Below are 12,012 nucleotides of genomic sequence, written 5' to 3' on the forward strand. Positions count from 1 at the left end.
AGCATGCGCGCCCATGAACGAAGACCTGCGCAACATCGTGCTCGGGGTGCTCGCGACGGGGGTCAGCGCGTCGTTCGGCTGGCTGGGCCGCACGTACTTCTGGCGGCGCAAGCTCCGCCGCAAGCAGGAGTTCTTCGGCCTCCCGGGGAACTCCGAGTGCCTGCTCGTGGTCAACAAGGAGGCCGGCGGCAACGGCGCGGTGCACCGCTTCGACGTCTTCGCGCTCCTCGAACTCTCCACGCTCATCAAGGAGTGCGGGGCGCACGCCCGCATCCTGCCGCACGACCAGACGCACCAGGGCTTCGGCGACCGCACGGAGTTCTGCGTCGGCGGTCCGGGGTCGAACCGCCGCACGGCCGCCCACCTCGCCACCCTCCTGCCCGGGCTCACGGTGAACGTGGAGGTCGAACGGGGCCCCGACCAGGGTGCGTTCCTGATCGGCTCGGAGCAGTACCGCATGGACGCCGGCGTGGAGGAGTACGTCGTGCTGGCCCGGCTCATGGCGGGTGAGGACCGCCGGCCCGTCTTCCTCTTCTGCGGCCAGCGGGCCATCACCAACCAGGCCGCCACCCGCTATCTCGCGCGCCACTTCGAGGCGTTGGCGCGCCGCCACCGCCACCGCTCCTTCGTACTCCTCCTGAAGGTGGTCAACTCCCAGGCGTACGGCCCCGATGTGGTGGAGCTGGTGGCCGATGTCACCGTCGCGGCGCGGACGGCTCCCGCAGCCGAACCGGCAGCGACTTGAGGCCGTTGATGAAGTTCGAGACCAGGCGCCGGGGTTGCCCGGCGAGCTCCAGGCCGCCGCAGGCCCGGCGCACCTCCTCGTGGAGGACCCGGAGCTGAAGCCGGGCGAAGTGGGCGCCCAGACAGACGTGCGGGCCGTCGCCGAAGGAGACGTGCGGGTTCGGACTCCGGCCGAGGTCCAGGCGGTGCGGGTCTCGGAAGACGCGCTCGTCGTGGTTGGCGGAGGCGTGGAAGACGACGACCTTGTCGCCGCGCCGGATCGCCTGCCCGGCCAGTCCCGTGTCGGTGGCGGCCGTGCGCCGGAAGGAGAGCACGGGCGGGTGCACACGCAGGAGTTCGTCCACCGCCGTGTCGGCGCCGACCGTGCCGTCCCACCACCTCCGCTGCTCGTCCGGGTGTTCGGCGAGGGCGAGCAGACCGCCGGGGGCGGCGCTGCGGACCGTGTCGTTCCCGGCGACGGTCAGCAGGAAGAAGAACATCTCCAGCTCGGCGTCGGCGAGTTCGGAGACGGCGAGGACGCTCATCACGTCGTCGGCGGGGTGCGCGCGTTTGTACGCGGCGAGCTCCTGGGCGTAGCCGAACATCTCGGCGAGCATGGCGGGCGAGCGCGGGTTGACCGGTCGCCCCCCGGCGTCGAGGACGGGCGGTTCGTCGGGGTCCTGGTAGGCGATGACCCGCTCGGTCCAGGTGTGCAGCAGCCCCTGGTCGCTCGCGGGCACACCGAGCAGGTCGGTCAGGTTGAGGAGTGCGTAGTCGTCGGTGACGGCCCGGACGAGGTCCGTCCCGCCTCCGTCCGCGACCGCCTCCGCGAGCAGGCTCCGGGCCCGCTCGCGCGCGGTGACGGCGAAGCGCTCGATCCGCCCCGGCGTGAAGGCCCGGCTGACCAGCCGCCTCAACCTGCCGTGTCCTGGCGGGTCCTGATTGAGCATCATGCGCCGGATGAACGGCAGGTCGGCGGGGTCGGGATCGCGGATCTGGGTGGCGCCGAGACACGAGGAGTACGTGCCCGGGTCCTTGAGCACCCCGACGACGTCGGCGTGCCGGGTGACGGCCCAGAACCCGGGGCCGGCGGGCCAGCCCAGGATCTCCGGTTCCTCCTGCCACGCGACGGGGGCGTGGTCGCGCAGGGCGCGGAAGCGGTCGTGCGGGATCCCGGCGGCGTGGACCCGCGGGTCGAAGACGTCCGGTACACCGCTCGACTCCCGCACCGCGCCTCCCGTCAGGGGTGAAGACGTTTCCATCATGACAGGTCAGAGGCGGTTTTCGTAGGACCGATCGCACAGTTCGAGAACCTTGTCCGGCCTGTCCCGCGACTCCCAGAATCACCGTCATGAACACTTCGGGGAAGATCGATCACGACGCGGTGCTGCGGGCACGGACGATGCTGCTCGGATCCGGCGGGCTGGGCCTGTCGCAGGAGGTGTGGGCGTACCGGGTGCTGGTGACGGTGGGTCCGGAGACGTATCTGCCGAAGCTGGCACGGGCGTTGGTCTCGTACGGGTACCAAGCCGGGGACCGGGAGTTGGAGGGGCGCCTCGCACTGCACGCCGAGGCCGCGGAGGCCGCCCGGCGCGTCGACGCCGGCGAGCCGGGGAGGACCGAAGTGCTCTGCGCGGCGCTGGACGCGTACCAGCACACGCTCCTCCTGGCGGGGCGGCGGGCCGAGGCGCTCGCCGTGTGCGAGGAGATGGCCGAGGCAGGGCGGCTCGGCTCCGAGCGGGGCGTGTTGACGGGTTTCGTGGGTGGGCAGGGCCGTCTTTCGGCCGTGCTCGCCGAGGAGGGGCGCCACGCGGAGGCCGCGGACCTCCTCGGCCGGAGGGCCTCGTCCCGCGGGCACCGGGCCGACTTCTGGGACACCGTCGAGCGGGCGGCGGAGCTGGAGGCGGCCGGGCGGCACGGCGAGGCCCTCGCGGCCTTCACCGTACTGGTGGACGAGACCCGGCGGGAGGCGCCGGCGGAGGGGGACCCGACGGCCACCCTGGTCTGGGAACTCGTGCACCGCTCACGGATGTTCGACGCCGCCGGCCATCGCGAGGAGGCGGGGGCGGATCGGCTGGAGGCTCTCCGGGCGCTCGCCCGGCTGGCGGAGTCCGTCGAGCCCGGGAGCCGGGGCAACCCCCTCGGCTGGTGGGTCACCCTGTTCGCCCTCTCGGGCCGGGCGACGGAGCCCGTCGGCACCCGGGAGGCGCCGGTGCCTCCCTTCGGGGCGGACCGCCACCACTGGTCGCCCGACACGAGGACGCCCTACCTCGCCGGGATCCCGGCCCTGGAGGCGGCGGTCACGGAGCTGGCCGGGGCCGGGCGACCGGCCGAGGCGTGGGCGGCGCACCGGCGGCTGGCCCGGCGGGTCGTCGTACGCCAGGACGGGCACCACTGGCGGTTCGAGGAGGAGCTCCGCCCCCTCTTCGACGCGGGGGTGGCGCTCGCCGGGCGCCTCTCCGGCCCGCCGGGAACGCCCGCCGGTGACGACGCCGGCGCACCGGAGGCACCGTCCGGCACCCTCACGGTTGGCGCCCGGCCCTCCGGCTCGCCGGAGGCGCTGGCCGACGCCCTCACCGATCGCGCCATGTTCCTCGTCGCCGCCCAGCGGTACCGGGACGCCCACGCGGACTTCTCCGAGGCCGTCGGCCTCCTGGACGGCGCGGCCCGGAGGGACGGCGTCGCCCGGACGGACAGCTCGGCCCGGACGGACAGCTCGGCCCGGACGGACGGCTCGGCCCGGACGGACAGTGCCGCCCGGACGGACGGCGCCGTCAGGACGTCAATCGTTACCCGCACGTAACTTACCGACCGGTTACCACGGGTAAGGCGCGGCCGTTACCGTCGGGTCACTTTCACTGCCCCCCATCACCGCCCCCGCAGTGTCCCCAGTGAGGAGTGACCCGTGCGCACATCCCTGACCCTCGCCGTCTCGGCCGCTCTCGTGGCCGGGACGGCCTTCGGGCTCGCCCCCGCCGCCCAGGCCGAAGAGGCCGGAACGACCGGAGCGAGCACCGCCGCCGGCATCCGCTTCGTCGACATCGCCGGAGAGGGCGGCACCGTCCTCAAGGCGAACGTCGTCACCCCCGCCGGAGCGGTCGCCGGCGCCCGTCACCCCCTGATCGTGCTGCCCACCAGCTGGGCCATGCCCCAGATCGAGTACCTCGCCCAGGCCAAACAGCTCGCCGACTCCGGTTACGTCGTGGTGAGTTACAACTCGCGCGGCTTCTGGCAGTCCGGCGGGGAGATCGAGACGGCGGGCCCGAAGGACATCGCCGACGCCTCCAAGGTGATCGACTGGGCCCTCGCGAACACCCCCGCCGACCCCGCCCACATCGGCATGGCGGGCGTCTCCTACGGTGCCGGGATCAGCCTCCTCGCCGCCGCGCACGACCCGAGGATCAAGGCCGTCGCCGCGCTCAGCGGCTGGGCCGACCTCATCGAGTCCATCTACAGCGGACGGACCCAGCACCTCCAGGCCGCCGCCCTGCTCGGCGGCGCCGGCTACCTCACAGGCCGCCCCGGCCCCGAACTCAAGCAGATCCTGGGCGACTTCCTCTCCTCCAACCTGGCCAAGGAGGGAGAGATGATCGCCTGGGGCAGCAAGCGCTCCCCCGCGACCCACCTGGACCGGATCAACGCCAACGGCGCCGCGATCATGCTCGGCAACGCGTGGGGCGACACCATCTTCCCGCCCAACCAGTACGCCGACTTCTACGAGAGGCTCAGCGGCCCCAAGCGCCTGGAGTTCCGGCCCGGCGACCACGCCACCGCCGAGGCGACCGGCCTCTTCGGGCTGCCCAACGACACGTGGACCAGCGCCCACCGCTGGTTCGACCGCTACCTCAAGGGCGCCGACAACGGCATCGACCGCGAGCAGCCCGTCCAGCTCAAGTCCCGTTCCACCGGCGGCTACGAGGGCTACCCCGACTGGAAGTCCGTCCACGCGAACCAGCGCAAGTTCGACCTCGGCGGTACGCAGCGGGTCTGGGCGAACGTGGACTCCGGCGCCAACGGCGGCATCACCCTGCTCAGCAACGCCCTGGACCAGTTCCTCCGCATCCCGCCCGTCGTCTCCGTCCCGCTGATCCCCCGCGCCTTCGCCGGTGTCTGGCAGTCCGAGCGGTACGACACCCCGCAGCGGGTGCGCGGCACGGTGAAGGTGCACACCACGGTCACCTCCACCAAGGAGAGCGGCACCCTCGTGGCGTACCTCTACGACGTGGGCCCGCTCGGTGTCGGCAAGCTGGTCACCAACGCCCCGTACACCTTCCACGACCGGACCCCGGGCAAGGCGTTCGGCGTCGATCTGGAGCTGTTCTCCACGGCGTACGACGTCCCGGCCGGGCACCGGCTCGCGCTGGTCGTCGACACCGTCGATCCGCTCTACATCGAGCACAACCCGACCGGCGCGCAGCTGACCTTCTCCTCCCCTTCGGCCGACCCGTCGTACGTGTCGGTACCTCTGCGGAAGGAGTGATCACCGGCTGCTGCCGGGCGGGTGCGGCTCCTCGCTCGCTACTGCGGTCCCGGCAGCAGCGTCTGTGGTCCGGCCGGGGCGACGTCCACGGCCTTCGTCTTCGGGTTGCGGCGCTCCCTGCGGGCCACCCAGGTGGCGAACCAGGAGAGCAGCATGCACATCCCGATGTAGATCGGCGAGATGACCATGACGACCGGGATGAACGGCAGGTCGTAGTCGAGGTTCGAGGCGATCAGCTTGCCCGCGTGCAGGAACTCCTCGTAGGTGATGAGGAAGCCGAGCGAGGTGTCCTTGAGGGCCACCACCAGCTGGCTGATGATCGCGGGCAGCATCGCGCGCAGGGCCTGCGGCACCAGGACGTAGGTCATGACCTGGGTCTTGCGCATGCCGAGCGCGTACGCGGCCTCGCCCTGGCCGCGTGCGACGGCGTGGATGCCGGTGCGGAAGACCTCGGCGAGCACGGAGCCGTTGTAGAGGGTCAGTCCGGCGACGAGCGCGGGCAGCGGCTGCACCTTGAGCGCCACGAAGATGAAGAAGATCATCACGAGGACCGGCATCGCGCGGAAGAACTCGACGAACAGGGTCGAGAGCCAGCGGAACACCCGGTGCACGGAGAGGCGCCCGGCGGCCAGGACCCCGCCGAGGGCGAGCGAGAGCACCGAGGCGTAGGCGAAGGCCTTGAGGGTGTTGCCGAGCCCTTCGAGCAGCAGCTCCTGGATGCCCTTGTAGAGGAAGGGCGACCACTTGGTCGAGGTGAACTGGTCGTTGTCGAAGAGGAGGTAGAGGATCCAGCCGGCCAGCGCGAGGATCACCACGGTGGAGGCGACGCCGTAGAGCAGGTGGCGTCGCCGGGCGTGCGGCCCGGGGATGTCGTAGAGGGCGGTGGAATCGGTCATCGGGCGACTCCCCAGCGCTTCTCCATGACGTGGAAGAGAGCGCTGATACTGAGGGTGATGATGAGGTATCCGACGGCGATCCAGACGAAGGTCCAGACGATGTTGTAGCCGAGTTCGCTCAAGGTCTTGTAGGTGCCGAGGAGTTCCGTGACGCTGAACGCGCCGGCGATCGCCGAGTTCTTGGCGAGGGCGATCAGGGTGGAGCCGATCGGGGAGATGACCGTGCGGAAGGCCTGGGGCAGGACGACGGTGCCGAGGGTCTGGGTGAAGCTCATGCCCAGGCTGCGGGCGGCCTCGCCCTGGCCGCGCGGCACGGTGTTGATGCCGGAGCGCAGCACCTCGCAGACGAAGGCGGAGGTGTAGCAGCCGAGCGCGAGGACGGCGAACAGCTCGAAGGGCAGCACGAGTCCGAACCGGGGCAGGCCCAGCATGACCGCGAAGAAGAGCAGGGTCAGCGGGGTGTTGCGCAGGATGGTGACCCAGACCGTGCCGAAGACCCGGAAGGAGCCCACGGGCGCGACCCGGAACGAGGCCATGAGGAAGCCCAGGACGAGGGCGAGCGCCGAGGCGTACACGGTGAGTTCGACGGTGCCGAGGAATCCCTCGCCGTAGAGGGAGAAGTTGTCGGTCAGGACGTCCATGTCGGGAGGCTCCTCCGGTCAGCTCGCCGGGTAGCGGTCGATGGGCGGCGGCGTCGGGGCGGGGACGCCGGAGAGGCCGAGGGTGGCGTCGTAGGCCTTCTTCCAGTTGCCGTTCCTCTCGTTGGCGGCGAGGGCGTCGTCGAGGGCGAAGCGCAGGGCGTTGTCGCCGCGCGGGACGCCGATGCCGTACGGCTCCTCGGAGAACGGCGTGCCGACGACCTTGAGCTCCTCGGGGACCTTGGCGGCGTACCCCAGAAGGATCGTGTCGTCGGTGGTGACCGCGTCGACCTGGTAGGTCAGCAGGTTGTCCACGCAGGCGGAGTAGGTGTCGTAGGCGACGAGTTCGGCCTTCGGGTAGTCCTTCTCGATCCGCTGGTACGGGGTGGACCCGGCGGCCGAGCAGACCCGCTTGCCCGCGAGGTCCTGGGGGCCCTTGATGTCGCTCTCGTCGGCGCGGACGAGGAGGGACTGGCCGGCCAGGTAGTAGGGCCCGGCGAACCCGACGAGCTTCTTGCGGTTGTCGTTGATGGTGTACGTGCCGACGTAGTAGTCGATCTGGCCGTTCTGCAGGGCGGTTTCGCGGTTGGCCGAGGCGATCGTACGGAAGGAGGTGCCGGCCGGGTCGAAACCGAGGGAGGCCGCCATCATCTTGGCGATCTCGATGTCGAAGCCGGAGTAGCGGCCGGTGGCCGGGTCCCGCTCCCCCATGTAGGGCTGGTCCTCCTTGGCGCCGACGACGAGGTGACCGCGCCTCTTGGCCCGCTCCCAGGTGGGCGAGTCGGGCAGGGTGAATGCCGAATCGACCCGGTAGACGGGGAGTTGGTCGGGCTGCGGGCCCTTCACGGGCGGGCTGCCCTCCCGCCCGCAGCCGCCGAGCGCCGTCGTCGCGGCGAGCAGCAGGGCGAGCGCGGCCAGGGTCCGGTGCGTGCGCTGCATGGTTCCCACCCCGCTCAGTGCTTGAGGATCTTGGAGAGGAAGTCCTTGGCGCGCTCGCTGCGCGGGGCGGTGAAGAAGTCCTCCGGCGCGCGGTCCTCGACGATCTTCCCGTCGGCCATGAAGACGACCCGGTTGGCGGCGGAGCGGGCGAAGCCCATCTCGTGGGTCACGACCACCATCGTCATTCCCTCGTGGGCGAGTTGCTGCATGACCTCCAGCACCTCGTTGATCATCTCGGGGTCGAGGGCCGAGGTCGGCTCGTCGAAGAGGAGCGCCTTGGGGTCCATGGCGAGGGCGCGGGCGATGGCCACGCGCTGCTGCTGTCCGCCGGAGAGCTGGGCCGGGTACTTGTCGGCGTGGGCGGCGAGTCCGACCCGGTCGAGGAGTTCGCGGGAGCGGCGGTCCGCCTCGTCCTTCCTGCGCTTGCGGACCTTGATCTGCGCGAGGGAGACGTTCGCGAGGACGGTCTTGTGCGCGAAGAGGTTGAAGGACTGGAAGACCATCCCGACCTCGGCGCGCAGCCGTGCGAGCGCCTTGCCCTCCTCGGGGAGGGGCTGTCCGTCGATGACGATCTCGCCCGACTCGACGTTCTCCAGTCGGTTCATCGCCCGGCAGAGGGTGGATTTTCCGGATCCGGACGGGCCGATGACGACGACCACCTCTCCCCGGCCGACGGTGAGATCGATGGACTGGAGGACGTGCAACGTACCGAAGTGCTTGTTGACGCCACGCAGTTCGATCAGCGGATCGACGACGGCCATACGCTGCCCTGCCCCAATTTCTCAGCGGTCGAGTCAGCGCAAACTATCCACCAGAAAAAGGGACTTCACGCCCGACACGCATGAAACCGGAATAAGCCGTATTTACTGCAGAAGGGTGGCGCGGGCAGGGCCGGGTGGGGCAGTGGAGTCAGTACTCGGCGGCTTCCGCGTACACCTGGGAGAGCTCCGGCGAGCCCGTCATCGCCCAGTCGAGACCGGCCTCGACGACCTGGATCTCCCGCCCCGAGGCGAGCCGTACGAACGGTCCGCCGCCCGGCCACACCTGCCAGCGGGCACCCGGCACGTTCCTCACGATCACGGTGCCGAGGTAGAGCCCCGCGTCGTTCCCGATCCAGGGCAGCTCCTCCGGGTCGTCACGCCAGCGGGGCGGCAGCTGGTCGAGCTCCTGGAGGGAGCGCTGGGTGTCGTCGAGCGTCACCCCCGACTCCGCGACACGGGCACGCAGCAGCTCGCACTCGGCGAGCAGGTCCGCCACGCCCTCGGGGTCGCGGTCGAAGGCCGCGGCCAGCGGGGACTCGGCCGACTCGGGTTCGTGTCGCTTGCGCCAGTTGTCCAGAAACGGGATGTTCATCCGAACAGCCTTGCACCGTCACCTCCCGGTCGACCACCCGGCGCGCGGAGATCGTTTCCGCCGCCGGGGTCGTGACGTGCTCCGGAGGGCCGGGCCGGGGGGGTGCGACGGAGGCCCGGGCAAGGGGGTGTGACGTGCGCCGGAGCCCCCGGCCCGCTTCCGGGCCGGGGCGGGACGCACGCCCGGAGCCCGGGGGCTACACGTCCAGGTCGACGACCACGGGCGCGTGGTCCGAGGCGCCCTTGCCCTTGCGCTCCTCGCGGTCCACGTAGCTGTCCGTGACCGCCTCGGCGAACGGCTTGTTGCCGTAGACCAGGTCGATGCGCATGCCCCGGTTCTTCGGGAAGCAGAGCTGGCGGTAGTCCCAGTACGTGAAGGGGTGGTCGTACTTGAGGGGGCGCGGGACCACGTCGGACAGACCGGACTCCCGGAGCCCGGCGAGCGCGGCCCGCTCGGGCTCCGTCACGTGCGTCAGCCCCTCGAAGGCGGACCTGTCCCAGACGTCGTCGTCGGTGGGCGCGATGTTGTAGTCGCCGAGGACGGCGAAGGGCCGGTCCCCCGCCGCGTCCTCGGCGACGGCCGCCTTGAGCGCCTCCAGCCAGCGCAGCTTGTACGCGTAGTGCTCGTGGACGACCTCCCGGCCGTTCGGCACGTACACCGACCAGACGCGGACCGGGCCGCAGGTCGCGGAGATCGCCCGGGGCTCCTCGGCCCCGTCGTACTCCGGGCCGCCGGGCAGGCCCGTGACCACGTCCGCGAGGCCGACGCGGGAGACCAGGGCCACGCCGTTCCACCGGCCCGTGGCGTTGACCACGGACTCGTATCCGAGGGCGCGCAGCTCCTCGGTGGGGAACTGCTCGGCGGTGCACTTGGTCTCCTGGACGCACAGCACGTCCGTGCCGCTGCTCTCCAGCCAGGCCAGGAGCCGGGGCAGCCGGGCGGTGATCGAATTGACGTTCCAGGTGGCGATGCGCATGTGCGCAAGCCTACGTGCGGGGTCCGACAATCGAGGCCTCGCCGGGCTCAGAGCCGGGTGGAGGCCCCGGGGGCGAGACGGTGGTGGTCGGTGCCGCCCAGCGCGCCGATCTGCCGGTCGTAGATCGGGCGGGCGAGATCCGTGAGCAGGGCGTCGTGGATGTCGTAGGCCCGGCGCGGCTTGACCTCGCGCACGTACTCGATGACCTCGGAGATCTTGTTCCACGGGGCCATGACGGGCAGCAGCAGCGTGTCCACGGGGTGGTCGGGCACGGTGAGCGCGTCGCCGGGGTGGAAGACGGAGCCGTCGACGAGGAACCCGACGTTGGTGATCCGCGGGATGTCCGGGTGGATCACGGCGTGCAGCTCGCCGTGCACCTGCACGTCGAAGCCGGCCGCCGTGAAGGTGTCGCCGTGCCCGACGGTGTGCACCCGGCCGGGGAAGGCCGCCGAGAGCTGGTCGGCGACGCTCCGCAGCGTCCAGATCTCGGCGGCCGGGTTGGCCTCCAGCGCCGCGCGCAGCCGGCCCTCGTCGAAGTGGTCGGCGTGCTCGTGCGTGACGAGCAGCGCGTCGGCTCCGAGGACCGCGTCCTCCTCGGTGAACCCGCCCGGGTCCAGGACCAGCGTCCGCCCGTCCTTTTCGAGGCGCACGCACGCGTGGGACTTCTTCGTCAGCTTCACGGGGCCAGGCTACGCCGGGGGCGTCGTCTCCTCCTCGACGACGCGGGCCACCACACCGAGCGCGGTCTCGGCGGCGGGGAAGCCGCAGTACACGCCCGCGTGGAGCACGATCTCGCGCAGTTCCTCGGCCGACAGGCCGTTGCGGAGGGCGGCACGGGTGTGGTCGGCGAGGGCCTCCCGGTGGCCTCCGGCGATCAGGGCCGTGAGGGTGACGACGCTGCGGGTGCGCCGGTCGAGGCCCTCCCGGGTCCAGACCTCGCCCCAGGCGTAGCGGGTGACCAGGTCCTGGAAGGCGCCGTCGGGGTCGCCGGCGAGGGCCTGGTCCACATGGGCGTCGCCGAGGACCTCGCGGCGCAGCCCGAGCCCCTTCTCGTACGGGTCGGGCCGGCCGGACCCGGTGGGCTCGGCGGCCGGGGCGGGCTCGGCCACGGGCACCGGGGCGGCGGGCAGGGGCGGCACCGTCAGGGGGCCGCTGGTGTCCGGGGCCGTACCGGCGAAGTGCGCGACGAGCAGGTCGGTGACGGCGGCGGGCTGCTCGACGGGGGCGAGGTGGGAGGCGGCGGGGACGACTGCGAGCCGGGCGTCGGCGATGCCCGCGACCAGGGTGCGGGCCTCGGCGGGGCCGGTGACCTGGTCCTCGGAGCCGACGAGGACGAGGGCGGGGACGCCGATCCGGTCGAGGGCCTCGCGGACGTCGAAGACGGCGAGGGCCTCGCAGGCGGCGATGTAGCAGGCGGGGTCGGTCGTCCGGACCATCTGGACGGCCCAGTCCACGATGGCGGGCTGTGCACCGGCGAACACGGAGGTGAACCACTGCTCGGGGGCGGTCCGGGCCATCGGCTCCAGACCGTTGGCGCGGACGATGACACCGCGCTGACGGAACTCGTCGGCACTGCCGAACCGGGGCGAGGTGGCGACCAGGGCGAGGGAGGCGACCCGGTGGGGCGCGCGCAGGGCCAGGTCGAGGCCGACGGCGCCGCCCAGGGAGCAGCCCGCGTAACCGAACCGCTGGACGCCGATCGCGTCGAGGGTGGCGAGCAGCCGGTCACCGAGCTCGGCGACGGAGGTGAAGGGCTGCGCGGGCGCGCCCCCGTGCCCGGGCAGGTCGAAACGCACGACCCGCCAGTCCCGGGTGAGCTCGGGTATCTGCCGGTCCCACATGTGCCAGGTCGTCCCCAGAGAGGGCCCGATGACCAGGACCGGAGCGTCTTCCCGCCCGTCGAGGCGGTACTGCAGCGTGTTCGTCGGTGTGTTCGTCGGTGTCTCGCTCACCCGCTAGACCCTCTCATCCCCCGCCGGTGCCCCTGCGGCGGGGGTCGGGCCGGGA

12 protein-coding genes are annotated in these 12,012 nt (G+C 71.7%); 3 read left to right on the plus strand and 9 right to left on the minus strand.

Features of this window, described 5'->3' with window-relative positions; all coding sequences use genetic code 11:
* Positions 1-13 precede the first annotated feature (13 nt).
* Positions 14-745 (plus strand): hypothetical protein, encoded by a 732-nt coding sequence (locus ABT129_RS26245; RefSeq protein WP_351906330.1) that lies wholly within the window; start codon positions 14-16, stop codon positions 743-745.
* Here ABT129_RS26245 and ABT129_RS26250 read toward each other — a convergent pair.
* A complete protein-coding gene (locus ABT129_RS26250) occupies positions 696-1,985 on the minus strand; it encodes a cytochrome P450 (RefSeq protein WP_351906333.1) in 1,290 nt (429 codons plus the stop codon). The genes ABT129_RS26245 and ABT129_RS26250 overlap by 50 nt on opposite strands.
* Before the next feature lie 89 nt (positions 1,986-2,074).
* Here ABT129_RS26250 and ABT129_RS26255 point away from each other — a divergent pair, with 89 nt between their 5' ends.
* Together ABT129_RS26255 and ABT129_RS26260 are read left to right on the plus strand one after the other, a co-directional pair.
* Positions 2,075-3,526, plus strand: a complete 1,452-nt coding sequence (locus tag ABT129_RS26255; RefSeq protein ID WP_351906336.1) for a hypothetical protein — start codon at positions 2,075-2,077, stop codon at positions 3,524-3,526.
* Positions 3,527-3,628: 102 nt separating this feature from the next.
* Positions 3,629-5,203: an alpha/beta fold hydrolase gene (locus ABT129_RS26260; protein WP_351906339.1), complete on the plus strand. Its 1,575-nt coding sequence runs from the start codon at positions 3,629-3,631 to the stop codon at positions 5,201-5,203.
* Between the two features lie 38 nt (positions 5,204-5,241).
* Here ABT129_RS26260 and ABT129_RS26265 read toward each other — a convergent pair whose 3' ends face one another.
* The 8 genes from ABT129_RS26265 to pcaDC all read right to left on the minus strand — a co-directional run bounded on the left by ABT129_RS26265 (position 5,242) and on the right by pcaDC (position 11,957).
* Positions 5,242-6,099 carry an amino acid ABC transporter permease gene (locus ABT129_RS26265; RefSeq protein WP_351906342.1) on the minus strand — a complete coding sequence of 286 codons (858 nt, stop codon included), beginning with the start codon at positions 6,097-6,099 and terminating at the stop codon, positions 5,242-5,244.
* Positions 6,096-6,740, minus strand: a complete 645-nt coding sequence (locus ABT129_RS26270) for an amino acid ABC transporter permease (protein ID WP_351906345.1) — start codon at positions 6,738-6,740, stop codon at positions 6,096-6,098. The genes ABT129_RS26265 and ABT129_RS26270 overlap by 4 nt, the downstream gene beginning before the upstream one ends.
* Before the next feature lie 18 nt (positions 6,741-6,758).
* Entirely contained in the window at positions 6,759-7,676 is a 918-nt protein-coding gene (locus tag ABT129_RS26275) for a glutamate ABC transporter substrate-binding protein (RefSeq protein WP_351906348.1), read from the minus strand.
* A 14-nt stretch (positions 7,677-7,690) separates the two neighbouring features.
* A complete protein-coding gene (locus ABT129_RS26280) occupies positions 7,691-8,437 on the minus strand; it encodes an amino acid ABC transporter ATP-binding protein (RefSeq protein WP_351906351.1) in 747 nt (248 codons plus the stop codon).
* A gap of 148 nt (positions 8,438-8,585) precedes the next feature.
* Positions 8,586-9,029, minus strand: coding sequence for a DUF6278 family protein (locus ABT129_RS26285; RefSeq protein WP_351906354.1), 444 nt, complete (start codon positions 9,027-9,029; stop codon positions 8,586-8,588).
* Between the two features lie 196 nt (positions 9,030-9,225).
* The gene (locus tag ABT129_RS26290) at positions 9,226-10,005 is read right to left on the minus strand and encodes an exodeoxyribonuclease III (protein ID WP_351906357.1); all 780 of its coding nucleotides are present in this window, start codon (positions 10,003-10,005) and stop codon (positions 9,226-9,228) included.
* A 47-nt stretch (positions 10,006-10,052) separates the two neighbouring features.
* Positions 10,053-10,685: an MBL fold metallo-hydrolase gene (locus tag ABT129_RS26295; RefSeq protein WP_351906360.1), complete on the minus strand. Its 633-nt coding sequence runs from the start codon at positions 10,683-10,685 to the stop codon at positions 10,053-10,055.
* Positions 10,686-10,694: 9 nt separating this feature from the next.
* Positions 10,695-11,957, minus strand: coding sequence for a bifunctional 3-oxoadipate enol-lactonase/4-carboxymuconolactone decarboxylase PcaDC (pcaDC, locus tag ABT129_RS26300; RefSeq protein WP_351906363.1), 1,263 nt, complete (start codon positions 11,955-11,957; stop codon positions 10,695-10,697).
* Positions 11,958-12,012 lie beyond the last annotated feature (55 nt).

Source organism: Streptomyces sp. NPDC002057, assembly GCF_040296665.1.
Taxonomy (GTDB): domain Bacteria; phylum Actinomycetota; class Actinomycetes; order Streptomycetales; family Streptomycetaceae; genus Streptomyces.